23 protein-coding genes are annotated in these 24,311 nt (G+C 69.3%); 13 read left to right on the top strand and 10 right to left on the bottom strand.

Annotated elements, in window-relative coordinates; translation table 11 throughout:
• Window positions 1–67 precede the first annotated feature (67 nt).
• The 5 genes from C1737_RS03510 (at window position 68) to C1737_RS03485 (ending at window position 5,468) form a co-directional block, all read left to right on the top strand.
• Complete coding sequence (locus tag C1737_RS03510; RefSeq protein WP_067917888.1) at window positions 68–988, top strand: ACP S-malonyltransferase; 921 nt, start codon at window positions 68–70, stop codon at window positions 986–988.
• 80 nt (window positions 989–1,068) lie between these two features.
• Window positions 1,069–1,413 (top strand): meromycolate extension acyl carrier protein AcpM, encoded by a 345-nt coding sequence (gene acpM / locus C1737_RS03505; protein ID WP_067917886.1) that lies wholly within the window; start codon window positions 1,069–1,071, stop codon window positions 1,411–1,413.
• Window positions 1,410–2,660: a 3-oxoacyl-ACP synthase KasA gene (gene kasA / locus C1737_RS03500; RefSeq protein WP_102417250.1), complete on the top strand. Its 1,251-nt coding sequence runs from the start codon at window positions 1,410–1,412 to the stop codon at window positions 2,658–2,660. The genes acpM and kasA overlap by 4 nt, the downstream gene beginning before the upstream one ends.
• A gap of 79 nt (window positions 2,661–2,739) precedes the next feature.
• Window positions 2,740–3,999, top strand: a complete 1,260-nt coding sequence (gene kasB / locus C1737_RS03490) for a 3-oxoacyl-ACP synthase KasB (RefSeq protein ID WP_068092635.1) — start codon at window positions 2,740–2,742, stop codon at window positions 3,997–3,999.
• A 47-nt stretch (window positions 4,000–4,046) separates the two neighbouring features.
• Window positions 4,047–5,468: an acyl-CoA carboxylase subunit beta gene (locus C1737_RS03485; protein WP_067917879.1), complete on the top strand. Its 1,422-nt coding sequence runs from the start codon at window positions 4,047–4,049 to the stop codon at window positions 5,466–5,468.
• A gap of 92 nt (window positions 5,469–5,560) precedes the next feature.
• Here the strand turns inward: C1737_RS03485 and C1737_RS03480 are convergent, their stop codons facing one another.
• The 3 genes from C1737_RS03480 to C1737_RS03470 all read right to left on the bottom strand — a co-directional run bounded on the left by C1737_RS03480 (window position 5,561) and on the right by C1737_RS03470 (window position 9,289).
• Window positions 5,561–7,111: an FAD-dependent monooxygenase gene (locus tag C1737_RS03480; RefSeq protein ID WP_102417249.1), complete on the bottom strand. Its 1,551-nt coding sequence runs from the start codon at window positions 7,109–7,111 to the stop codon at window positions 5,561–5,563.
• 61 nt (window positions 7,112–7,172) lie between these two features.
• The gene (locus C1737_RS03475) at window positions 7,173–8,717 is read right to left on the bottom strand and encodes a glycerol-3-phosphate dehydrogenase/oxidase (RefSeq protein WP_102417248.1); all 1,545 of its coding nucleotides are present in this window, start codon (window positions 8,715–8,717) and stop codon (window positions 7,173–7,175) included.
• The gene (locus tag C1737_RS03470; protein ID WP_068092648.1) at window positions 8,714–9,289 is read right to left on the bottom strand and encodes a TetR/AcrR family transcriptional regulator; all 576 of its coding nucleotides are present in this window, start codon (window positions 9,287–9,289) and stop codon (window positions 8,714–8,716) included. Before C1737_RS03470 ends, C1737_RS03475 begins: the two co-directional genes overlap by 4 nt.
• Window positions 9,290–9,336: 47 nt before the next feature.
• Here C1737_RS03470 and C1737_RS03465 point away from each other — a divergent pair, with 47 nt between their 5' ends.
• A complete protein-coding gene (locus tag C1737_RS03465; protein ID WP_369807514.1) occupies window positions 9,337–10,917 on the top strand; it encodes an FAD-binding oxidoreductase in 1,581 nt (526 codons plus the stop codon).
• Window positions 10,914–11,828 (top strand): diacylglycerol kinase, encoded by a 915-nt coding sequence (locus C1737_RS03460; protein WP_102417246.1) that lies wholly within the window; start codon window positions 10,914–10,916, stop codon window positions 11,826–11,828. Before C1737_RS03465 ends, C1737_RS03460 begins: the two co-directional genes overlap by 4 nt.
• Before the next feature lie 48 nt (window positions 11,829–11,876).
• Here the strand turns inward: C1737_RS03460 and C1737_RS03455 are convergent, their stop codons facing one another.
• Both C1737_RS03455 and C1737_RS03450 read right to left on the bottom strand, forming a co-directional pair.
• On the bottom strand, window positions 11,877–12,767 hold the full coding sequence (locus C1737_RS03455) for a TIGR03619 family F420-dependent LLM class oxidoreductase (RefSeq protein ID WP_102417245.1): 891 nt from the start codon (window positions 12,765–12,767) through the stop codon (window positions 11,877–11,879).
• 83 nt (window positions 12,768–12,850) lie between these two features.
• Window positions 12,851–13,474: an NADPH-dependent F420 reductase gene (locus tag C1737_RS03450; protein ID WP_102417244.1), complete on the bottom strand. Its 624-nt coding sequence runs from the start codon at window positions 13,472–13,474 to the stop codon at window positions 12,851–12,853.
• 93 nt (window positions 13,475–13,567) lie between these two features.
• Here C1737_RS03450 and C1737_RS03445 point away from each other — a divergent pair, with 93 nt between their 5' ends.
• Window positions 13,568–14,050, top strand: a complete 483-nt coding sequence (locus tag C1737_RS03445; RefSeq protein WP_067917866.1) for a MarR family winged helix-turn-helix transcriptional regulator — start codon at window positions 13,568–13,570, stop codon at window positions 14,048–14,050.
• A gap of 15 nt (window positions 14,051–14,065) precedes the next feature.
• Here the strand turns inward: C1737_RS03445 and C1737_RS03440 are convergent, their stop codons facing one another.
• The 3 genes from C1737_RS03440 to C1737_RS03430 all read right to left on the bottom strand — a co-directional run bounded on the left by C1737_RS03440 (window position 14,066) and on the right by C1737_RS03430 (window position 16,611).
• Window positions 14,066–14,578, bottom strand: a complete 513-nt coding sequence (locus C1737_RS03440) for a DUF3145 domain-containing protein (protein WP_067917864.1) — start codon at window positions 14,576–14,578, stop codon at window positions 14,066–14,068.
• Window positions 14,579–14,719: 141 nt separating this feature from the next.
• Complete coding sequence (locus tag C1737_RS03435; RefSeq protein WP_102417762.1) at window positions 14,720–15,538, bottom strand: serine hydrolase; 819 nt, start codon at window positions 15,536–15,538, stop codon at window positions 14,720–14,722.
• A complete protein-coding gene (locus C1737_RS03430; protein ID WP_102417243.1) occupies window positions 15,538–16,611 on the bottom strand; it encodes a class I SAM-dependent methyltransferase in 1,074 nt (357 codons plus the stop codon). The genes C1737_RS03435 and C1737_RS03430 overlap by 1 nt, the downstream gene beginning before the upstream one ends.
• 32 nt (window positions 16,612–16,643) lie before the next feature.
• On the opposite strand from C1737_RS03430, the gene C1737_RS03425 reads away from it, so the two are divergent.
• Window positions 16,644–17,729 (top strand): S-(hydroxymethyl)mycothiol dehydrogenase, encoded by a 1,086-nt coding sequence (locus C1737_RS03425; protein WP_102417242.1) that lies wholly within the window; start codon window positions 16,644–16,646, stop codon window positions 17,727–17,729.
• Entirely contained in the window at window positions 17,729–18,352 is a 624-nt protein-coding gene (locus tag C1737_RS03420; RefSeq protein ID WP_102417241.1) for an MBL fold metallo-hydrolase, read from the top strand. Before C1737_RS03425 ends, C1737_RS03420 begins: the two co-directional genes overlap by 1 nt.
• Window positions 18,353–18,526: 174 nt before the next feature.
• On the opposite strand, the gene lnt is transcribed toward C1737_RS03420, so the two are convergent.
• Entirely contained in the window at window positions 18,527–19,963 is a 1,437-nt protein-coding gene (gene lnt / locus C1737_RS03415) for an apolipoprotein N-acyltransferase (protein ID WP_102417240.1), read from the bottom strand.
• Window positions 19,964–20,049: 86 nt separating this feature from the next.
• On the opposite strand from lnt, the gene C1737_RS03410 reads away from it, so the two are divergent.
• The 3 genes from C1737_RS03410 to C1737_RS03400 all read left to right on the top strand — a co-directional run bounded on the left by C1737_RS03410 (window position 20,050) and on the right by C1737_RS03400 (window position 22,555).
• Complete coding sequence (locus C1737_RS03410) at window positions 20,050–21,006, top strand: SDR family oxidoreductase (RefSeq protein ID WP_102417239.1); 957 nt, start codon at window positions 20,050–20,052, stop codon at window positions 21,004–21,006.
• Between the two features lie 16 nt (window positions 21,007–21,022).
• Window positions 21,023–22,120, top strand: coding sequence for an SAM-dependent methyltransferase (locus C1737_RS03405; protein WP_102417238.1), 1,098 nt, complete (start codon window positions 21,023–21,025; stop codon window positions 22,118–22,120).
• Window positions 22,121–22,192: 72 nt separating this feature from the next.
• Entirely contained in the window at window positions 22,193–22,555 is a 363-nt protein-coding gene (locus C1737_RS03400) for a hypothetical protein (protein WP_102417237.1), read from the top strand.
• A gap of 271 nt (window positions 22,556–22,826) precedes the next feature.
• Here C1737_RS03400 and C1737_RS03395 read toward each other — a convergent pair whose 3' ends face one another.
• A complete protein-coding gene (locus C1737_RS03395; RefSeq protein WP_369807467.1) occupies window positions 22,827–24,251 on the bottom strand; it encodes an Hsp70 family protein in 1,425 nt (474 codons plus the stop codon).
• Window positions 24,252–24,311 lie beyond the last annotated feature (60 nt).

Raw genomic sequence — 24,311 nt, 5'->3', positions numbered from 1 at the left:
AACCTAAGACGAGGTTCATAATCTGTTACACCCGCCAAAACCGTTTCCACAGTGTTCTCTTAAACACGTGATTGCATTGCTTGCGCCCGGACAGGGTTCGCAGACCGAGGGGATGCTCTCGCCGTGGCTCGACCTGCCGGGCGCCGCGGACCAGCTCGACCTGTGGTCGAAGGCCAGCGGCCTCGACCTGGTCCGGTTGGGCACCACCGCGTCGACCGAGGAGATCACCGACACCGCGGTCACCCAGCCCCTGGTCGTCGCCGCCACCCTGCTGGCCCACCAGGAACTCACCAAGCGCGGCCTGCTTTCCTCCGAAACCAAGAATGCGGACCTGATCGTGGCGGGCCACTCCGTCGGCGAGATCGCGGCGTACGCGATCGCCGGTGTGATGGCCGCCGATGACGCCGTCGCGCTGGCCGCCACCCGCGGCGCCGAAATGGCCAAGGCGTGCGCCATCGAGCCGACCGGCATGTCCGCCGTGCTCGGCGGTGACGAGGCCGAGGTCCTGGCCCGCCTCGAGCAGCTCGACCTGTTCCCCGCCAACCGCAACGCCGCCGGCCAGATCGTCGCCGCCGGCCCGCTGACGGCGCTGGAGAAGCTGGCCGAGGACCCGCCGGCCAAGGCCCGGGTCCGCGCGCTCGGAGTGGCCGGGGCGTTCCACACCAAGTACATGGCGCCGGCCCTCGACCGCTACGCCGCCGCTGCGGCCGCCGTCGCGACCGCCGAGCCCACTGCCACGCTGCTGTCGAACCGCGACGGGCAGCCCGTCGCCTCCGCGGCGGCGGCGATGGAGGCGCTTGTCGCCCAGCTGACCCAGCCGGTGCGCTGGGACCTGTGCACGGCGACCATGCGTGACCGCGAGGTCACGGCGGCCGTGGAGTTCCCGCCCGCGGGCACTCTGACGGGTATCGCCAAACGAGAACTTCGGGGGGTCACCACCCGCGCCGTCAAGGCACCCGCAGACCTGGACGCACTGGCCGAACTCTAGAAAGCCGCATCCAGTACAACCACATAACGCTCTATAACGCTCTGTTCGATCAACACAACACATTACGAAGGGAAGACGCTGTGGCCGTCAGCCAGGAAGAAATCATCGCCGGTATCGCGGAGATCATCGAAGAGGTCACCGGTATCGAGCCGTCCGAGGTCACCCCGGAGAAGTCGTTCGTCGACGACCTGGACATCGACTCGCTGTCGATGGTTGAGATCGCCGTGCAGACCGAGGACAAGTACGGCGTGAAGATCCCGGACGAGGACCTCGCCGGCCTGCGCACCGTCGGTGATGTCGTCTCCTACATCCAGAAGCTCGAGGAAGAGAACCCCGAGGCTGCCGAGGCGCTGCGCGCCAAGCTGGAGACCGAGAACCCCGACGCCGTCGCCAACGTCAAGGCGAGGATGGACGCGGACAAGTGAGCAAGCCTTCCACTGCTAATGGCGGTTCCCCCAGCGTTGTGGTAACCGCCGTCACGGCGACGACATCGGTCGCGTCGGACATCGAGAGCACGTGGAAGGGTTTGTTGGCCGGCGAAAGCGGCATCCACGTTCTCGAAGACGAGTTCGTCACCAAGTGGGACCTGCCCGTGAAGATCGGGGGTCACCTCAAGGAGCCCATCGACGAGCACATGAGCAGGCTCGACTTGCGGCGGATGTCCTACGTCCAGCGGCTGGCCAAGTTGCTCAGCACTCAGCTGTGGGAATCTGCCGGCACCCCGGAGCTCGACCCCGACCGGTTCTCGGTCGTGGTCGGCACCGGGCTCGGTGGCGCCGAAAGGATCGTCGAGAGCTATGACCTGATGAACGAGGGCGGCCCCCGCAAGGTGTCGCCGCTCGCCGTTCAGATGATCATGCCCAACGGCGCCGCGGCGGTGGTGGGCCTGCAGCTCGGGGCGCGCGCCGGGGTCATCACCCCGGTGTCGGCCTGTTCGTCGGGCTCCGAAGCGATCGCCCACGCGTGGCGCCAGATCGTCATGGGCGACGCGGATGTCGCCGTGTGCGGTGGCGTCGAGGGTCCCATCGAGGCGCTGCCCATCGCGGCATTCTCCATGATGCGGGCCATGTCCACTCGCAACGACGAGCCCGAACGCGCATCGCGGCCGTTCGACAAGGACCGCGACGGCTTCGTGTTCGGCGAGGCCGGGGCCATGATGCTCATCGAGACCGAGGAGCACGCCAAGGCGCGCGGCGCCAAGCCGCTGGCCAGGCTGATGGGCGCCGGCATCACCTCGGACGCCTTCCACATGGTGGCGCCGGCGGCCGACGGCGTGCGCGCCGGCCGGGCGATGACGCGGGCGCTGGAGTTGGCGGGCTTGTCCCCCAAGGACATTGACCACGTCAACGCGCACGGGACGGCAACACCGATCGGCGACACGGCCGAGGCCAACGCCATCCGGGTCGCCGGATGCGAGCAAGCGGCGGTGTACGCACCGAAATCCGCACTGGGCCACTCCATCGGAGCGGTCGGTGCGCTGGAATCTGTTCTCACGGTATTGAGCCTTCGGGACGGCGTGATACCGCCAACACTCAACTACGAAACCCCTGATCCCGAGATCGACCTTGATGTTGTCGCGGGCGAACCTCGCTACGGCGATTTCCGTTACGCCATCAACAACTCGTTCGGATTCGGGGGCCACAACGTGGCGCTCGCCTTCGGGCGGTACTGAGCACGGCGTCGGGCGACGACCCGGGCCGTAACGGCCCGGGGAAGAGCCGACAAGTACGGAAGGAACGTTCGCAAGCCCCATGACAGAGCTAGTTACCGGGAAAACTCTCCCGAACGTGGTCGTCACTGGCGTCGCCATGACGACCGCTCTGGCAACTGATGCCGAAACCACCTGGAAGCTGTTGTTGGACAGCCAAAGTGGTATCCGCAAACTCGAGGACCCGTTCGTCGAGGAGTTCGACCTGCCGGTGAAGATCGGCGGGCATCTGTTGGAGGAATTCGACAGCCAGATGACCCGCGTCGAGCTGCGCCGGACGGGTTATCTGCAGCGGATGTCCACCATCTTGAGCCGGCGGGTCTGGGAGAACGCCGGCTCGCCCGAGGTCGACTCCGACCGCTTGATGGTGTCCATCGGCACCGGTCTGGGCTCCTCGGAGGAGATGGTCTTCAGCTACGACGACATGCGCGCTCGTGGCATGAAGGCGGTTTCGCCGCTCGGGGTGCAGAAGTACATGCCCAACGGCGCCGCCGCGGCGGTGGGCCTGGAGCGGCATGCCAAGGCGGGTGTGATCACTCCCGTTTCGGCGTGCGCGTCCGGCTCCGAGGGCGTCGCCCAGGCGTGGCGCAACATCGTCTTCGGCGAGGCCGACATCGCCATCTGCGGTGGTGTGGAGACCAAGATCGAAGCCGTGCCGATCGCGGCGTTCGCCCAGATGCGCATCGTGATGTCGACCAAGAACGACGACCCGGCGGGCGCGTGCCGCCCGTTCGACCGGGACCGCACCGGCTTCGTGTTCGGCGAGGCGGGGGCGCTCATGGTGATCGAGACCGAGGAGCACGCCAAGGCTCGTGGGGCCAACATCCTGGCCCGCATCATGGGTGCCAGCATCACCTCGGACGGCTACCACATGGTGGCGCCCGATCCCAACGGGCTGCGGGCCGGGCACGCGATGAGCCGGGCGATTCAGCTCGCCGGCTTGTCGCCTTCCGACATCCAGCACGTCAACGCCCACGCCACCGGCACTTCGGTGGGTGACGTCGCCGAGAGCAAGGCGATCAACAACGCGCTGGGCGCCCACGGCGGCAACGCGGCGGTCTACGCGCCCAAAGCGGCGCTGGGGCACTCGGTCGGCGCCGTGGGTGCGGTCGAATCGATCCTGACGGTGCAAGCCCTGCGGGACCAGGTCGTTCCGCCGACACTGAACCTGGAAAACCTCGACCCTGAGATCGATCTGGACGTGGTGTCGGGTAAGCCGCGGCCGGGCAACTACGAATACGCGATCAACAACTCGTTCGGATTCGGCGGCCACAACGTCGCGATCGTGTTCGGGCGGTACTGATCACCGCTTCTCAACCGAGAGCACACCGGAGAACAGGAGACCTTGCGATGACAATCATGGCCCCCGCGTCGGTCGGCGAGTCGCTCGACCCCAGGGACCCGTTGCTGCGTCTGAGCAACTTCTTCGACGAGGGCAGCGTCGAGCTGCTGCACGAGCGTGACCGCTCCGGGGTGCTGTCGGCGTCGGGCACCGTCAACGGTGTGCGCACCATCGCGTTCTGCACCGACGGAACGGTGATGGGCGGCGCCATGGGCGTCGAGGGCTGCGCGCACATCGTCAACGCCTACGACACCGCCATCGAGGAACAGAGCCCGATCGTCGGTATCTGGCACTCCGGCGGGGCCCGGCTGGCCGAGGGCGTCAAGGCGCTGCACGCGGTCGGGACGGTGTTCGAGGCGATGATCCGCGCGTCGGGATACGTCCCGCAGATCTCGGTGGTCGTCGGTTTCGCGGCCGGCGGCGCCGCCTACGGCCCCGCGCTGACCGACGTCATCGTGATGGCGCCCGAGAGCCGGGTGTTCGTCACCGGGCCCGACGTGGTGCGCAGCGTCACCGGTGAGGACGTCGACATGGCGTCCCTCGGTGGCCCGGAGACCCACCACAAGAAGTCCGGGGTGTGCCACATTGTCGCCGACGACGAGCTCGATGCTTACGAGCGCGGTCGTCGCCTGGTCGGGTTGTTCTGCCAGCAGGGGCATTTCGACCGCACCAAGGCCGAAGCGGGTGACACCGACATCCACGCGCTGCTGCCGGAATCGTCGCGGCGTGCCTACGACGTGCGTCCGATCGTGACCGCGATCCTGGACGACGAGACCCCGTTCGACGAGTTCCAGGCCAACTGGGCGCCGTCGATGGTGATCGGCCTGGGTCGGCTGTCCGGCCGGACGGTCGGCGTGCTGGCGAACAACCCGCTGCGGCTGGGCGGCTGCCTGAACTCCGAAAGCGCCGAGAAGGCAGCGCGTTTCGTGCGGCTCTGCGACGCGTTCGGCATCCCGCTGGTGGTGGTCGTGGACGTGCCGGGCTACCTGCCCGGTGTCGACCAGGAGTGGGGCGGCGTGGTGCGCCGCGGCGCGAAGCTGCTGCACGCCTTCGGCGAGTGCACGGTTCCGCGCGTCACGCTGGTCACCCGAAAGACCTACGGCGGGGCCTACATCGCGATGAACTCCCGGTCGCTCAACGCGACCAAGGTGTACGCCTGGCCGGACGCCGAGGTGGCCGTGATGGGCGCGAAGGCCGCCGTCGGCATCCTGCACAAGAAGAAGCTGGCCGCCGCGGCCGATCACGAGCGCGAGGCGCTGCACGACGAGTTGGCGGCCGAGCACGAGAAGATCGCCGGTGGTGTGGACAGCGCCATCGAGATCGGTGTGGTCGACGAAAAGATCGACCCCTCGCACACCCGCAGCAAGCTCACCGAGGCGCTGGCCCAGGCGCCGGCGCGCCGTGGACGCCACAAGAACATCCCGCTGTAATTTCTTACGCTCGAACTTCGTGCGCTCGCGAGCGTAACCGTACTGCGAAAAATCGGGTCTGAAATCGCAGTGTGGTTACGCTCGCGGAGTCCTCAGCGGCCCAGGATCGTCGTAAGCGCCTGCCGCAGTTCGCCTTCCGGATTTGCGGGTAGCGCGTCACAGCGCCAGCCGACGAAATCGTCGGGGCGAACCAGCAGGGCGCCGGAAGGACCGAGCCCGGTGGCCGCCGCCCACTCGTCGCTGTAGACGCGCTGCGCGGCCACCGACACCGAAGCCGCGGCGGCACACCAGCGCTCGTCGCCGGTGAGCACCGTGAATCCCGGGCCCAGCAGGTCCAGCGTCGAGACACCGTCGCGCACCCACACGTGCGGCACCCGGGTGCCGGGCTGGGCGCGCAACTCCGAGACCAGTTGCACCGTGTCAGGCTCCCCCTGCCCGTTCACAATGGCCGCCGAGTGGTAGCGGTATCCGATGAGCAATTCGAACATCGAGCACTCTTCGTCGGCCGGCAGCTGCGGGCGGTCGTCGCCCAAGGGGAGCACCGCAAGCGTCGGGCCGGTCAGCGACTGGCGCGCCGCGAATCGCCCCACCGGGTGGCGTTCGGCGTGGTAGGTCTCCAGCAGCGCCGGACCTGCGGTCCCGTCCAGCACGGCGGCGAGCTTCCATGCCAAGTTGTGGGCACTCTGAATCGCGGTGTTGGCTCCCCCGGCCTTGAACGGCGGCATGGTGTGCGCCGAATCGCCGACGAGAAAGGCGCGGCCGCATTGGAATTGGTCGGCGACCTGCTCGTAGGGCTGCCACGCCGCGACCTCGATGACGTCGATGTCGATCGGCTCGCCGAACGCCTTGGTGAGCACATCGCGGCACCGCTGCGGGGTGAACTGGTCCGCCGTTTCGCCGCTGCCCGGGAAATACATGGTGATGAACATGCCCAGGTCGCCCTCGACCAGCAGGAAGATGCCGTCGACGTCGGCGTTCTTGACCTGCACGCCATCGCCGTCGGCCAGGTGCGAGACGAACTTCGTCCAGGGCGCCCGGAAGTAGATGAACACGACGTAGATCGGCAGTGCGCCGTAGCCGGATGTGGTGATGCCCAGCCAGTTTCGGATCGGGCTGTGCGCGCCGTCGGCGCCGACGAGGTAGTCGGCGCGGATGGTCTCCGGCTCCCCCGAATCCCGGTCGCGGACCGCCGCGGTGACGCCGGCCCCGTCCTGCTCGAGCGACACCACTTCCGTCCCGTACCGCACCTCGCTTCCCCGTCGGCGCGTTTCGGCGAGCAGGATCGGCTCCAGCCTGCTCTGCGGACAGTACTGCGCCGCGGGCTCCGGGCTCAGCGCGTCGAGTCCCGCGAAGACCGCGTTGACGTCGATGGCCAGCTTCTCCTCGGGGCTGTTGAGCGCGGGCCTGACCATCAGGGCCGAGACATGGTCGGCCACCGCGTGTACCTGGTCGCTGAGACCGAGGCCACGCAGGATTTCCAGGCTGCGAAAGCTCAGGTTGCGGGCCTTCGGATAGATGAAGACCTCATGCCGCTTCTCGACCAGCAGCGAACGCACCCCATGCCTGGCGAGCAATGCGGAGGTGGCGAGGCCGCCGGCGCCGGCGCCGACGATGAGTACGGGAACGCGCGTGGTAGTGGTCATGACAAAATGATAGTAACTACCATTCGATATTTACAGTCAGAATCGAAAGGAGCCTGGCGCCCTAGCCGAACCGCTCCACGAACTCCTCGGCCACCGCGGCCACCCGCTCGCGGTCGGATTCCACCAAGCCGATGCGGGTGCGCCGATCCAGGACGTCGGCGGCGTCCAGGGCGCCCTCGTGGGTGATCGCGTACTCGAATTCCGCCCGGGTGACGTCGATGCCCTCGCCCACCAGTTCCGTCGGGCGCTTGCAGGAGGCGGTGGCGACGACCTTGGCCGCCTCGGCGCCGTACCGCCGCACCAGCGACGCGGGCAACCCGGCAACCGAGCCCGGGCCGACCGATCCCGGGTTGGCGGGCGCGCCGATCAGCGGCAGGTCGTGCGTCCGGCACTTTGCGGCGCGCAGGTGCCGGACGCTGGCGGCGCGATCCAGCACGTCCTGCGCCATGTAGCGGTATTCCGTGAGCTTGCCGCCGATCACGCTGATGATCCCGGACGCCGACTCCACGACGGCGTGCTCGCGCGAGACGTCGGCGGTGCGGCCCTCGCCGGTGTCGATGAGCGGCCGCAGCCCCGCGTAGGCGCCGATGACGTCGGCCGGGCCGAGCGCCACCCCCAACGCGGTGTTGACCGTGTCGAGCAGGAACGCGACCTCCTCTGCCGACGGGGTGGGCACGTCCGGGATCGGGCCGGGCGCCGCTTCGTCGGTCAGCCCCAGGTAGACCCGGCCCAGCTGCTCGGGCATGGCGAACACGAACCGGTTGAGCTCGCCCGGAATCGGGATGGTCAGCGCCGCAGTGGGATTGCCGAAGGCGCCGGCATCGAACACCAGATGCGTGCCGCGACTGGGCCGCAGCCGCAACAGGCCGTCGATCTCGGCGGCCCACACCCCGGCCGCGTTGATGACCGCCGGCGCCGAGACGTCGAACGACTCCCCAGTGCGCTGGTCGGTCAACCGCACCCTGCTTCCGGCCGCCTTCGACGCCGCCACGTAGGTCAGGATCCGGGCGCCGTGCTGCGCGGCGGTGCGAGCGACCGCGGTGACCAGCCGGGCGTCGTCGATCAGCTGCCCGTCATAGGCCAGCAGACCCCCGTCCAGGCCCTCGCGTCGCACGGTCGGCGCCATCTGCGCGACGCGGTCCGGGCCGACTCGGCGCGACCGGGGCAGGATCGACGACGGCGTTCCCGCCAGCATCCGCAGCGCGTCGCCGGCCAGGAACCCGGCGCGCACCAGGGCGCGTTTGCCCCGGCTCATGGACGGCAGCAGCGGAACCAGTTGCGGCATCGCGCGAACGAGATGGGGGGCGTTGCGGCTCATGAGGATTCCGCGCTCGACGGCGCTGCGCCGGGCGATGCCCACGTTGCCGGTGGCCAGGTAGCGCAGCCCGCCGTGGACGAGCTTGGAGCTCCAGCGGCTGGTGCCGAAGGCCAGGTCGTGCTTTTCCACCAACGCGACCCGCAGGCCCCGTGAGGCGGCATCCAGTGCGATGCCGGCGCCGGTGATGCCGCCGCCGATCACGACGACGTCCAGCGGCTCGCCCTCGGCCAGGGCCGCGAGATCGGCCGCGCGGCGGGCGGCGTTCAGCGCGGTGGGATCGGGTATCACGACAGGTATCCGTTCAGCGAGTAGGCGAGCTCGCCGGCAAGCGCGTCGGCGTCCAGGATCGGTTCGACGATCTGGGCCGACTGAATGGTGGACTGGGCGATCAACAACACCATCGTGGCCATCTGGACGGGGTCACCGGCGCGGACGCTGCCGGTGCGCTGGGCCACTGCGAGCCGGGCGGCCAGGGCGTCGATCAGCATGTGCTGGCTGGTCCCCAGGCGTTCGGTGATGTAGATCGGCGCGAGCTCGGAGTGCAGCACCGACATGACGAGCCGGTCCCGTCGTAGCAAGTCGGCCACCGTAACGATCTGTCGCACAAGGGATTCGCGGTCATCACCGAGCAGCGGCGCGTCCCGCATCGCCTCGCTGACGTGCCGGGTCAACAGCGCCGCGACGATCGATTTCGTGTCCGGCCAGCGGCGGTACACCGTGGGCCTGCTGACGCCGGCGCGCCGGGCGATTTCGGCCAGGGTGACCCGGTCCACCCCGAAGTCGACCACACAGCTGGCTGCCGCCGCGAGGATGCGCTCCCCCGTGTCCGCCACAGTCGGAGCGTTACTGATTGACAGCATGTGTAATACTGTAACGCATGACGCAACCCGAGGGCCTCGTCCCCCCGATGAAGTGGAACGCGTGGGGTGACCCCGCGGCGGCCAAGCCGCTCTCCGAGGGAATCCGGGCGCTGCTGAAACAGGCTGTCGGCGTGGAGGATTCCGATGCGGCCGAACTCGCAGCCGACGCGGTGCGCCTCCGGCCGTCGGCCTTGCCGCAGGCGCACCTCGACGCGCTGGCCGAACTCGTCGGCGCCGCCTACTGCCGCACCGACGACCGGGACCGGCTGCTGCACGCCGGCGGCAAGTCCACGCTCGACCTGCTGCGCCGCAGGGACACCGGGGTGCAGGATGCGCCCGACGCGATCCTGCTCCCCGGCGACGAGGATGCAGTCGCCACGATCCTGCGTTACTGCTCGCACCATCGCATCGCCGTCGTGCCGTTCGGCGGCGGCACCAGCGTGGTCGGCGGCCTGGATCCGATCCGCGGTGAATTCCCCGCCATCGTCGCCCTCGACCTGCGCCGCCTCGATCGACTGATCTCGCTCGACGAGGTGTCCGGCCAGGCCGTGTTCGAAGCCGGTGTCACCGGGCCGGATGCGGAGCGCATGCTTGGCGCCCAAGGCTTTTCGCTCGGGCATTTCCCGCAGAGCTTCGAATACGCCACGATCGGTGGCTTCGCCGCGACGCGCTCGTCCGGGCAGGACTCGGCGGGCTACGGCCGATTCAACGACATGGTGCGCGGCCTGCGCGTGGTGACGCCGGTGGGCACCCTGGACCTGGGCCGCGCGCCCGAGTCCGCCGCGGGCCCCGACCTGCGTCAGCTGCTCATCGGGTCGGAGGGCGTCTTCGGTGTCATCACGCGGGTCCGGCTGCGCGTGCACCGGGCGCCGGAGGCCGCCCGCTATGAGGCGTGGTCCTTCCCCGACTTCGAGACCGGCGCCGCGGCGCTGCGCGCCGTCACGCAAACGGCCACCGGCTCCACGGTCATCCGGCTCTCCGACGAGGCCGAGACCGGGGTCAACCTGGCCACCACCGAGTCCATTGGCGAAAGCCAGATCACCGGCGGCTGCCTGGGCATCACCGTGTTCGAGGGCACCAAAGAACACGTCGAAAGCCGGCACGCCGAAACCAGCTCGCTGCTGGTGGCCCAGGGCGGAACGTCGCTGGGTGAAGCGCCGGCGCGGGCGTGGGAGCACGGGCGGTTCGGCGCACCGTATCTGCGCGATTCGCTGCTATCGGCCGGTGCGCTCTGCGAGACCCTCGAGACCGCGACCGACTGGTCCAATATTCCCGCGCTCAAAGCCGCTGTGACGCAAGCGCTTACCGATGCACTGGCGAAGACCGGCACGCCGGCGCTGGTGATGTGTCACATCTCGCACGTCTACCCCACCGGCGCGTCGCTGTACTTCACCGTCGTCGCCGGGCAGCGCGGCAACCCGATCGAACAATGGCGGGCCGCCAAAGCGGCCGCCTGCGACGCGATCATGGCCACCGGCGGGACGATCACCCACCATCATGCGGTCGGCGCCGACCACCGGCCGTGGATGCGTGACGAGGTCGGCGAGCTCGGGGTGCATGTCCTGCGCGCGGTCAAGGCGACCCTGGACCCGGCCGGAATCCTCAACCCCGGCAAGCTGATTCCATGAGCCGGCGCGAGATCACGAAGGTGATCGCGCTGACCAATCCCGTCTCCGGACACGGCACGGCGATCCGGGCGGCGGAGCGCGCGATCGCGCGGCTGCACCACCGTGGCGTGGAGGTCGTCGAGATCATCGGCGACGACGCACAAGACGCGCGCTACCTGGTGAGCGCGGCACTGGAGAAGGGTGCCGACGCCGTCATGGCGACCGGCGGCGACGGCGTCGTCTCCAACGCGCTGCAGGTGCTCGCGGGCACCGACGTTCCGATCGGCATCGTGGCGGCGGGGACAGGTAACGACCACGCCCGCGAATTCGGCCTTCCCACAAAGGATCCCGAAGCCGCAGCGGACATCGTCGCCGACGGCTTTGCCGAAACCGTCGACCTGGGAAAGATTCGCGACAGCACCGGCTCCGAGAAATGGTTCGGCACCGTCGCCGCCACCGGATTCGACTCCCTGGTGACCGACCGGGCCAACCGGATGACGTGGCCGCACGGGCGGCTGCGCTACTACCTGGCGATGCTCGCCGAACTATCGCAACTGCGGCTCTTGCCGTTTCGCATGGTGCTGGACGGGACGCGGGAGATCGATGACGACATCACGCTGGCGGCCTTCGGCAACACGCGAAGCTACGGCGGCGGCATGCTGATCTGCCCGCACGCCGATCCCACCGATGGCCTGCTCGACATCACCATGGTGCACTCGGCGTCGCGGACGAAGCTGGTGCGCCTGTTCCCCACCGTGATGAAGGGCACCCACATCGACCTCGACGAGGTGAGCACGACGCGGGCCCGCTCGATCCACGTCGAGTGCCCCGGGATCAACGTCTACGCCGACGGCGACTTCGCCTGCTCGCTTCCCGCGGAGATCAGCGCGGTTCCCGGCGCGCTGCGGATCCTGCGTCCGGCCCGGCCGTAGTTTGGGCACACAGCTACGAGCCATCTTGCCGTCCAGCTTTCCCACGAGTCACAACCGACCGGTGTGCGCGATCACCTGGCTCGCGAAGTCAAGCGTCTGGTCAAGGCTGGGAAACGCTGCGAACGCGTCCACGAACGCCTCATCAACGCCGGACCCGGCCAGGCGCTTGAGCTTGCCGGCAAGCGAGTCGACCGACGTGCCCGGTTCGAGGTTGATCCGCATGGCCGTCTTCAGCGCGTCGGGATCGCGGCCGGCCTCCTTCGCCGCACGACGCGCAATCGACCACAAGTGGTCGGTGAACTCGTCCTGCAGCTCCTCGACCCCCAGCCAGCCGGTGCCGCGGCGGCCGACCCGGCGCATCGCGGCCTCGCTGACACCGCCGATCCAGATGGGCGGACCGCCGGCCTGGACCGGACGCAGCTCGGCATGGACCGGCGGCAGCGAGAAGAACTCGCTGTCCCAGGACACCGGGGTGGTCGTCCACCACCGGTGTAGGAACGCCAGCAGGTCATCGAGCATCCGTCCGCGTCGGCGCCAGTCCGCGCCGCGGGCGATATCGTGCTCGTCCTTCATCCACCCGATTCCCACGCCAACGTCAAGGCGGCCGTCGCTCAGCACGTCGAGCGTGGTCAGCAGCCGGGCCAAGTGCACCGGCTCGTAGTAGAACGTGCTGAGCGTGCTGGAGTTCAGTCGCACCCGGCTGGTTGCCGTCGCGGCGACCGTCCACAGCAGCACCGGGTCGAGGTAACGAGTCATCTGCGGCGGGTACGGCTGTTCTTTGCCCGGGTAGGCGCTGTGCATATCAACCGGCGTGACCAAGCGATCGCCGACCCACAGCGTGTCATAACCAAGGTCCTCAAGTCCGCGGCAGAACGCGGCCAGGTCAGCGGCGCCGCTGACCGCGGGCCCGACTATGGGAATAGCGAAACCAAGTTTCATTAGAGAATTCCTTTCAGTGATCCATCAACCATTGCCCCGGGCGCACGGCGCCCCTTGTCGTTGACGGCGTGGACCGGGGTGACTCAGGCGGGAACGGTGGCGCCGAGGGCGAAGTCGAAGTTCCCCACCCCGTGGCGGGCCAGGCCCATCACGACCAGGCCCGTTCCTTCCAGCCAGTGCGCCATGTTCAAGCCGCCGACGTCCAGTGGGCGCAGCCCGAGGCTCTCGATGAACTCCGCCACGGCCGCCTTGGCGCGCGCGTCGTCGCCGGCGATGAAGACGTCGAGCGGCCGGCCCTGGGCCAGCACCACACCGAAGATCGTGTTGAATGCCTTCACCACGCTGGCGCTGGCCGGGGCCACCTTGGCAACTTCCTGCGCGACGGAGGTGTCATCAGGGATCGCCAGCCCGTCGGCCGCGGAATTGAACGGGTTGCTGATGTCGACGATGACCTTGCCCGCGAGGGCGTCCCCGTACTGGGCGACGACCGGAACGACGTCGGCATACAACACGGACACGATGACGATGTCCCCCGACGGGACGGCGCCGAACTCTCCCGTCGTGGCGCTGCCGCCGAGAGCCTTGGCCAGGTCAGCGGCCTTGGATCGATCACGGCCGATGACTTCGACGGCGTTGCCGCCCGCTACCGCCAAAGCGCCGATGGCGCGGGTCATGTTGCCGGTGCCGATGATGCTGATCTTGCTCATGAGGTGTCCCGTCTGAACTCGTCGGAAAGGTTGACTACTCAACCTTAAGGAAGGTTTGTTGACGAGTCAACCAATCCGCTAGCATGGTGGGTGATGGAACCGAATTGGCTGGACCCTCGTGAAGACCGCGCCTGGCGGGCCTTCCAGCACGCACATCATCAGCTCGACGTGCACCTGAACCGGGGCCTGCAAAAATCGGGTCTGTCCGGGGCCGACTACGAGATCCTGGCGGTGCTCTCAAGCCACGACGGGGACCGCATGCCCGCGCACGACCTGTGCAACACACTGGGATGGGAGAAGAGCCGTGTCTCCCACCAGGTGCGGCGCATGCAGAAGGACGGGCTGATCTGCCGCGAGCCGAACCCCAACGACGCTCGCAGCACCATGGTCTGCCTGCTACCGGCCGGCCGCGCCGCCATCGAGAAGGCGGCACCCGGGCACGTGGAGGACGTCCGGCGGAACTTCATCGACCTGCTCACCCCGGCCGAGCTTGACATGCTCGCCGCCCTCAACGAACGAGTGCTGCGCCACCTGGCTGAAGACGACGACTCCCCCGCCGAAGATGAGCCCTCATAGCCGTCAAGCGCGCGGCTAGCCGACGCCCCGACTGAGCCAGGTCACCTCGCCGACCTCGCCACCGTCGCGGTACGCCTCGAGGGCGTCGTCCCATGCCGTTCCCAGCACCGTGTCCAGCTCGGCGGCCAGGGTGTCGGCGCCGTGGGCCATCAGTGCGCGCAGCCGCATCTCCCCGACCATGACGTCGCCGTTCGCGCTCATCGACCCGCTCCAGAGGCCGAGCTGCGGGGTGTGGCTGAACCGCTGGCCGTCCACTCCGGGGCTGGGGTCCTCGGTGACCTCGAACCGCAGCACCGACCAGGAGCGCAAGGCGTTGGCCAGCCTCGCGCCGGTGCCCACCGGCCCGACCCAGTTGGTGACGGCGCGCAGTTGTCCGGGCATGGCCGGCTGCGGCGTCCACGTGAGGTTCGCCTTCGACCCCAGGGTCGACGACAACGCCCACTCGACATGCGGGCATACCGCCGCCGGCGAAGCGTGCACGTACACCACGCCAGTCGTCACGTCGGCGAATTGATTCGACGCACGCATTTCCTGCTCCTTCGGTTCCGCGAGGGACGTCTTCCCCAACGACCTGGCGGCACCTGGAAAGCAGGATTGCTAACTATTTTGTGTGTCGTGCGTGTCTATTGTGCCCTGTGATACCCATGTTGCGCTAGTGTGCATTTTCTCTTAGGCGTATTCGGCCAGCACGGCGTCGGAAAGCGCAGGCCACGGCCGCAGTGCCCACTCCCCGAAATCGCGGTTGGTCAGGGTCACCAGGGCCAGGTCCCGTTCGGGATCCGCCCAGATGAAGCCCCCCGCCTGGCCGAAATGGCCGTACGTTCGCGGCGAGTTGCCCGCGCCCGTCCAGTGCGGCGATTTCGCGTCCCTGATCTCGAAGCCCAGCCCCCAGTCGTTGGGCCGCTGGACGCCGTAACCGGGCAACACGCCGTCCAGGCCGGGAAATTGCACGGCCGTCGCCTCGGCGTGCAGCTCGGCCGAGACCGTCGCCGGTCGCAGCAGGTCGCCGGCGAAGGCGGCCAGGTCGGTCACGGTGGACCTCGCCCCGAACCCGGCGGCCGCCGCGCCGCCGTCCAGCCGGGTCGCCGCCATGCCCAGGGGTTCGCACACGGCCTCGGCCAGGTAGCGGCCGAACTCGATCCCCGACTCGCGCTCCACCGCCCGGGCCAGCACGGTGAAACCGTGGTTGGAGTAGATGCGCCGTGCCCCGGGGGCGGCCAGCACGTGGTCGTTGTGCATGGCCAGGCCGGACGCGTGGGCCAGGAGGTGCCGGATGGTGGCACCGGGCGGTCCGGCGGCGGTGTCCAGGTCGACGACGCCCTCTTCGACGGCCACCTGCACGGCGCGCGCCACCAACGGCTTGGTCACCGACGCCAGCTCGAAGACCCGTTCGGTGTCGCCGTGGCTGGCCAGCACCCCGCCGGGCCCGATCACCGCCGCGGCGGCGGCCTCGACCGGCCAGTCGTCCAGGGCGTCGAGGGCCGGCATCACTTAGAGGCGATGTAGTAGTTGTTGATCGGGTCGGACTCGATCTCCGCCACCCGAACGTCGCCGAAGCCGGCGTCGCTCAGCATCGCCGTGGCCAGCTGTGTCCCCCAGGCGGCGCCCAGCCCGGCGCCGTCCAAGGCCAGCGACACCGTCATGCAGTGCATCAGCGAGGTGGTGTAGAGGTAGGTGCTCATCGGCACGCCGACGTTGTCCTCGAGCCGGCTGGACGCCTTGATGTCGGCCATCAGCAGGACGCCGCCGGGCCGCAGGGCGCGGTGGATGTTCTCCAGCACCCGCGCCGGCTGGGCCTGGTCGTGGATGGCGTCGAAGACCGTGATGAGGTCGAAGGCGTCCCGCTTGTCCAGCTGCGCCAGGTTGTGGCTCTCGAAGCTCGCGTTCGCCAGGCCGAGGTCGGCGGCCTCGCGGGCGCCGACGGCGATGGCCTCGTCGGAGAAGTCGATGCCGGTGAACCGGCTGGCCGGGAACGCCCGCGCCATCACGTTGATCGCGTGGCCGCTGCCGCAGCCGAAGTCGGCCACGTCGGCTCCGCCGCGCAGGCGCTCGACGAGCCCGTCGACCAGCGGCAGCACGACGTCGACCAACGCCTTGTCGTACACCACGCCGCTCTGCTCAGCCATCAGCGCGTGGAACCGGGGGAACTCGCCGTAGTGCAGGCCGCCGCCGTCGCGGAAGCAGCCGATGATCTTCTGTTCGACCTCGGCGAGCTGCGGGACGAACAGGGCCACCAGGGCCAGGTTGTCCGGCCCGGCCGCCCGGGTCAGCACGGCGGCGCGGTGCGCGGGCAGCGAGTAGGTGGCGGTGGCGGCGTCGTAGTCGACGACGCGTCCGGTCGTCATGCCGGCCAGCCACTCGCGCACGTAACGCTCGTCGAGGCCGGCCGCTTCGGCGATCTGCGCGCTGGTGGACGGCGCCAGTCCGGCCATCGTGTCCAGCAGACCGGTCTGGTGCCCGATGCTCAGCAGCAGGGTCAGGCTGGCGCCGTCGATGGCCGCGGCAATTCGTTCGCTGAATTCTTCTGACGTTTCGGAGGCGGTCTCGTCACCGGCGCGCATGCCCTGCGACGGTACACCGTAGGTTGGTGGCCATGAGTCAGACAGTGCGCGGCGTGATTTCACGAAAGAAGGGCGAACCCGTCGAGCTGGTGGACATCGTCGTTCCGGACCCCGGACCCGGCGAGGCTCTGGTCGACGTCATCGCCTGCGGGGTGTGCCACACCGATTTGACCTACCGCGAGGGCGGCATCAACGACGAGTATCCCTTCCTGCTGGGCCACGAGGCCGCCGGCCGGGTCGAGGCGGTCGGGCCCGGGGTCACCGGGGTCGAGCCCGGCGACTTCGTGATCCTGAACTGGCGTGCCGTCTGCGGCCAGTGCCGGGCCTGCAAGCGCGGCCGCCCGCACCTGTGTTTCGACACCTTCAACGCCGCCCAGAAGATGACGCTGACCGACGGCACGGAGCTGACGCCCGCGCTGGGGATCGGAGCGTTCGCCGACAAGACGCTGGTGCACGCCGGCCAGTGCACCAAGGTCGATCCCGCCGCCGACCCAGCCGTCGCGGGCCTACTCGGCTGCGGGCTGATGGCGGGCATCGGCGCGGCGATCAACACCGGCGGGGTGACCCGCGACGACACCGTCGCGGGGATCGGCTGCGGCGGCGTCGGCGACGCCGCCATCGCCGGTGCCGCGCTCGTCGGCGCCCGGCGCATCATCGCGGTCGACACCGACGACACCAAGCTGGACTGGGCCCGCAAGTTCGGCGCCACCCACACCGTCAACGCCCGCCAGGCCGACGTCGTCGAGGCCATCCAGGACCTCACCGACGGATTCGGGGTCAACGTCGCCATCGACGCCGTCGGCCGGCCCGAAACCTGGAAGCAGGCCTTCTACGCCCGCGACCTCGCGGGAACCGTTGTGCTGGTGGGGGTTCCGATGCCCGACATGAAGCTCGAGATGCCGCTGATCGACTTCTTCAGCCGAGGCGGGTCGCTGAAGTCGTCGTGGTACGGCGACTGTCTGCCCGAGCGCGACTTCCCGACCCTGATCGACCTCTACCTGCAGGGCCGGCTGCCGCTGGAGCAGTTCGTCTCCGAGCGCATCGGCCTCGGAGACGTCGAGGAGGCCTTCCACAAGATGCACGGGGGCAAGGTGCTGCGTTCGGTGGTGGTGCTCTGATGGTTGAGATTCAGCAGGTGGTCACCCAGGGCACGTTCGAATTAGACGGCGGCAGTTGGGAAGTCGACAACAACATCTGGCTGATCGGTGACAACTCCAACGTGGTGGTGTTCGACGCCGCGCACACGGCCGAGCCGATCGTCGAGGCCGTGGCAGGCCGCCACGTCGTCGCGGTGGTGTGCACGCACGGGCACAACGACCACGTGACGGTCGCACCGGAACTGGGCAAGACGCTCGACGCGCCGGTGCTGCTGCATCCGGCCGACGACGTGCTGTGGCGAATGACGCATCCCGACAGCGACTTTCGCTCCATCTCCGACGGCGAGACGCTCAGCGTGGGCGGTACCGAGCTGCGGGCGATGCACACCCCGGGCCACTCCCCGGGGTCGGTGTGCTGGTATTCGCACGACCTGGGTGTGGTGTTCAGCGGGGACACCCTGTTCTCCGGCGGCCCGGGCGCGACGGGCCGCTCGTATTCGGATTTCCCGACCATCCTGCAGTCCATCTCCGAGCGGCTGGGCAAGCTGCCCGGCGAGACGGTGGTGCACACGGGCCACGGCGACAGCACCACGATCGGCGACGAGATCGTGCACTACGAGGAGTGGGTGGCCCGCGGGCACTGAGCGGTTCGCCGCATAGGATCACGCTCGTCACATCGGTCACATAGGTACCAGTTTGTAGACCACCATCCGATCGCGAAACTTGATATCACCGGCGATATCAAATTCGAGCGTCGACTAGTGGTCTGAGAGAGCCGCGTCCGCAAGAGCCCCTTGAGGATCCGGCGCTTCACCTGCTCACCCGCCACCGCGGGCGGGGCGCCGCCAGCGCACCAGCGCCACCACGAGGACGACGAAGGCCAACACCGGCACCCTGTCGCCCAGCCGTTGGTAGGGCGTGACGCGCGACCGCAGCGGCACGCTCACCACGGTTACGCCGCGAACGTTCGACGGGCACCACGCCAGCCGGTGGCCTTGCGCGTCGAAGGCCGAGCTGTCGCCGGACAATGCGGCGTGCACGGCCGGGCGGCCCGCCTCGACGGCGCGGACGGCCGGCTGCGCGGCCAACTGCGGCTGCGCCCAACTCCCCTGGTATGACGACGTGGAGCTCTGATAGACCAACAGCTCCGCACCCAGTTGCGCCTCCCGGCGGGCGAGGTCGGAGAACAGGGTCTCGTAGCTGACCAACGGGCCGATCGCCAGGGCGCCGGCATGCAACACGACGGGTCCGGTCCCGCGCTGCCGGTCCTCGGCGGCGGCCCTGCTGTGGCGGGTGATCCAGCCGAAAAGCGGTCGCAGCGGCACGTATTCGCCGAACGGCACCAGCCGGGTCTTCTGATACGTGCCCAAGGTTCCGCCCGGCCCGATGAGCACCGCCGACTTGTAGATCCCTCCGCCGGGCGCGGGCGCGTCGACGTTGACCAACAGGTCCGCGCCCACCCGCCGGGACAATTCGGCAAGCCGCGCCACAACCTCCGGGTGGCTGGCGAGATCGGATCCCACGCTGCTTTCTCCCCAGACCACCAAGTCCGGGCGCTGACCCGCAACCGAGGCGGTGAGCTCCTCGCTTGCGGCCTGGCGCGCGCCGGCGTCGGCGATGTCGCCGGGCTGCACCAGCGCCACCCGCACCGTGGGACCGCCCGCGGGCATCGGGCCCAGGAAATACCAGGCCGGGCCGACCGCCGCCAGCCCCACCGCGCAGCCCAGGACGACGAGCCGGCCGGACAGCTCGCGATGCACGAAGGCACCCACCAGAGCCGTATTGACCGCGGCCACAAGGAAACTCGTCAGCCACACCCCGCCCAACGACGCCGACGCCAGGGTGACGGGCTGCGCGGATTGGGACGCGCCCAATGCCGCCCACGACCCACCGAGCGGCGGCCAGGACCGCACGGCCTCGGCCGCCACCCACGCGCTGGGCAACACCATCACGGCCGCGACCGTCCGGCCCGGTCCGACCGGCGCGGACAGCAACCGATGCGCCAACCACCCCCAGGGCAGCCAGAGCGCGCCGAAGCCGGCGGCCATCACCACCAGCAACGGGCCCACGAACGTCACCAGCCAGTACTGCGTGGTCAGCACGTACCCGGCGACGCCGAACCAGGCCCGCACGGACGCCTCCCACGGGGTCGGCGCGGCCCGCACCAACAGCAGCAGCGGCACCAGGCCGAACCAGGCCAGCCACCACCACGCCGGCGCGGGAAAGGCGAGCGCGGGCAGCACGCCGAGGACCAACGCGGCCGCCCAGCCGCGGATGCGCTGTCGACGAGCCGACACAAAGAGCACACTATGACGGGGCGCACACGAAGGGAGTGATTCGCATGGCCAACGATCTCGTCGCCACGGTGCCCGACCTGTCGGGCAAGCTGGCGATCGTCACCGGCGCCAACAGCGGCCTGGGCTTCGGCCTGGCCCGGCGGCTCGCGGCCGCCGGCGCCGACGTCGTCATGGCGATCCGCAATCGCGCCAAAGGCGAAAAGGCGATCGAGGAGATCCGCACCACAGTGCCCGACGCCAAGCTGACCATCAAGTCGCTGGACCTGTCGTCGCTGGCCGCGGTCGCGGCGCTGGGCGAGCAGCTCAACGCCGAGGGCCGCCCCATCGACATCCTGATCAACAACGCCGGCGTCATGACGCCGCCCGAACGCGACACCACCGCAGACGGCTTCGAATTGCAGTTCGGCAGCAACCATCTCGGGCACTTCGCCCTCACCGGCCACCTGGTACCGCTGCTGCGCGCCGCCGGCAAGGCGCGCGTCGTCTCCCTGAGCAGCCTGGCGGCCCGGCAGAACGCCAAGATCCACTTCGACGACCCCCAGTTCGAGAAGTCCTACGCGGCGATGTCGGCCTACGGCCAGTCGAAGCTGGCGGTGTTGATGTTCGCCCTCGAGTTGGACCGGCGTAGCCGCGCGGCCGGCTGGGGCATCATGTCCAACGCCGCGCACCCCGGCCTGACCAAGACCAACCTGCAGATCGCCGGCCCGTCGCACGGCCGCGACCGGCCTGCGCTGATGGAACGGCTGTACAAGGCGTCCTGGCGGTTCACGCCGTTCCTGTGGCAGGAGATCGACGAGGGCATCCTCCCGGCGCTCTACGCCGCGGCCGCGCCGCACGCCCAGGGCGGCGGGTACTACGGGCCCCGCGGATTCTACGAGGCCGCGGGCGGTGGGGTCCGACCGGCCAAGGTGCCCGAGCGAGCCCGCAACGAGGCTGACTGCCAACGGCTTTGGGAACTCTCCGAGCAGCTGACCGGCGTCCGCTACCCCAGGCCCAGCTGACGACTATCGTTGGGCCATGCGGCCTGAACCTCGGATGCCCGAATCGAGCATTGTGGTCCGGCCCGAACCCGTGTACACCCAGTCGTCGCGGCTGCAGGCTGCCGGGCTGGCCCCGGCGATCGCGTTGTTCGAGCGCGCCGCCGAGCAGGTGGCGCTGCCCAAGCCGCCGCAGCCCATCGTCGTCGCCGACTACGGGGCCGCCAACGGGCACAATTCGCTCAAGCCGCTGTGCGCGGCCATCACGGTGCTGCGTCGCCGCACCCGTCACGATCACGCAATCCTGGTGGCGCACACCGACATACCGGACAACGACTTCTCGGCGCTGTTTCACACGCTCGAGGACGACCCCGAGAGTTACCTGCACCTGGACGCGGCGACGTTCGCGTCGTCGATCGGCCGTTCCTTCTACGATCAGATCGTGCCGTCACAGACGGTCAACCTCGGCTGGTCATCGTGGGCCACACAGTGGCTGAGCACGATGCCGGGCGAGGTGCACGACCACGTGCACGTCGCCTACAGCACCGACGACACCGTGCACGCGGCCTACGCCAACCAGGCGGCCCTGGACTGGCACAACTTCGTGGCGTTCCGCGGCCGCGAACTGGCCCCCGACGGGCGGCTGGTGGTGATGACGATCGCCCTCGACGAGGACGGCACGCCGGGTTTCCCGACGCTGCTCGACGCGATGCTCGCGGCGCTGCGGGAGCATGTGCGCGACGGCCTGCTGCGCCACGACGAGGCCCGGCGCATGACCATTCCCACATTTGCCCGCAGCGAGAAGGACTTTCGCGCGCCATTCTCGCCGAGAGGACGCTTCGAAGGCCTGTCGATCGACCGTCTCGACCTGTTCACCGCCCAGGACCGATTCTGGGCTCGATTCCAGGTGGACCACGACGCCGAGGCCTTCGGGGCGCAGTGGGCGGCCTTCGCCCGCGCGGCGCTGTTCCCCGCCCTGGTGCGCGGGCTGGACGGCGGCGTCCGCGACGCGCGGGCCGGGGAGTTCGTCGACCAGCTCGAGCGGGCGGTTGCGGGGCGGCTGTCAAGCGCTCCCGAGCCGATGCGGATCCCGCTGGCGCTGGTCGAGCTGGTCAAGCGCGAACGATCGCGGCAGTGAGAGTTTCGACACAACGCCGCAACGGGTAACCCCCCGAACATCGCGACATGCGATTGCGAGGGGGTTTGAAGCATGAGCGTCCAGGACGATAAAGCGGCAGATCAGGACACCGATCAAAAGCTGACGGAAAAGCCGGAGCCGGACGAAGGCGACAAGGAGAAGGCCGCCGAGATGATGGAGGCCTACAAAGAAAAGCCCACCATCGTGCTGCCCGGCACCGGGGGAAGCGTGTCGGGGACCGCGGTCAACGAATGGTTGGACGAGGACGGCAACCCCAGGCACGAAGTGCCCGAGGGTGCCGACTCCGACGGCCAGGCGAAGGCCGACGACTCGCGCGACGAGCAGGCTCTGCAGGACCAGATCGAGAAGGACAAGGCCCTCAACGAGCAACTCAAAGAGGCCGCGAAGGCGGAGAACAAGGGCGAAAAGCGTTGACCTATCGGGTCGTTCCCAGCTGAGGGTCCAATTGGGGGATGCCGCTGATGCCCAAGTCTCCGCCGATGCCTTGAATGATCTGGTTGACCCGATCCAGGCCGGGGATGGGTTCGTTGAGTCCGGGGACCGCCGGAATGGGCGGGACCTCAGGGACCCGCGGGATCGCCTGACGCGGCGCCGCCGCCAGCGGCGGTGCCTGCTGCGGTTTGGCTGACGGGACGCTGGTCGACGGCGTCTCGGTGTTGGCGGGGGGGGTGGGGGTGTCTCTTTTTCACATACGACCGTGGCGGCGAACAGAGGAGGGGAGAGCTCGCGCGGGAACCGGGCTGCTGGTCACGCCCGGCGCCGGCGTCGTCGCGGATTTGTTCGCCGAGGTCAGGCCGATCGTGACGGCCGTCCCCACCAGCGCCACCGCCGCCGCCCCGCCGACGACCGCGGCCAGGACCGGCAGCCGAAACAGGCGGCCCTTGCGCTTGGCGGCCGCGGGCTCGTCGGTGGTCTCCTCGCCGGCGGGGGTGGGCGTGACCTGCGGTTGCTTACCGGTCAGCGACCACGCCCGCACGGGAGCCGCGCCGGTGATCGCCGCCGACGGGGCGGCCTGCGCCGTCGCGGTCGCCTCCGGCGACACCGAAGCCGCCGAAGCCGCCGCGGATACCTCGCCGGGACCGTTCGCCGCCCGCAGCGCGGCGCCGGTGGCGGCCGTCAGATGTGGGCGCGGCGTGGTGATGACCGGGACGCGGAAGTACTGCGACAGCGTGGTGGTGAGCGCGGGGATGTTGCCCCCGCCGCCCGCCGTGACGACCGCCGCCAGGTCCTGAATCCCGTTGCGGGCCAACGCGTTTTCCAGTACCGCCACGAACCGGTCCAGCGGCGTGCGGATCGCGTCGTCGAGTTCGGCGCGGGTGACCCGGACTTGCCCGGTCAGCCCGTCGCTCAGGGTGGTCGCCGTGCTCGACGACAGCTCTTCCTTGGCGCCCCGGCATGCGGTCCGCAGCCGGCTCAGTGAGCCGATCGCCACGGTGCCCGCCGGGTCGAAGGAGGTGGTGGTGGGCATGTTGGAGATGACGGTGCTCAGCAGCGCCTGATCGATCAGGTCGCCGGAGAAGTCGTTCAGCCGCACGGTCGGGGCCAGCGCCTGATAGTCGCCGTCGGCGCGCATGAACGTGACGCTGGTGCCGGTGCCGCCGAAGTCGCACACCGCCACGGTCCCGTGGGCGGGTATGCCCGGGCCGGTCCGCACGGCGAGCAGCGTGGCCGCGGCGTCGGGGATGAGCAGCAGCGGCCGCGCGCGCTGGGACCATTCGGCTACCGAGCTCAGCGCGGTGCCCACGGCGTCGACCGCTTCGGAGGCCCAGTGGGCGGGATAGGTCACGGCGACGCTGTCGGGCAGGGGCCGCCCACCGGTGAGGGCGTAGGCCAGCGCGCGCATCGCGTCGGCGATCAGTTGCTCGCCGCGGTGTACCGAGCCGTCGGCCGCCACCAGTCCCCGCGGGTCGGTGACCCGCTGCACGAATCCCGTCATCACCAGGCCGGGCTGGTCGAGCCGCGGGTTCTCCGCGGGCACGCCCACTTCCGGCGCGCGCTCGGGGTAGAGCGTCAGGACGGGCTTGCGGGTGATGGCCCGGCCGGCGGCCACCGCCGCCAGGTTGGTGTTACCGATCGACAGGCCCAGCGCGGTCCCGTTTCCATTGGCCATCTGCCCCAACCCCAACTTCAGCAACTCGCATCCCAGGCTAGCCGTTATTGTGCCGCCGAA

Origin of the sequence: Mycobacterium sp. 4858 (genome assembly GCF_900240975.1) — a bacterium.
Classification (GTDB): domain Bacteria; phylum Actinomycetota; class Actinomycetes; order Mycobacteriales; family Mycobacteriaceae; genus Mycobacterium.
The sequence above is the reverse complement of the archived record's forward strand: the minus strand, read 5'-3'. Positions and strand labels throughout refer to the sequence as shown.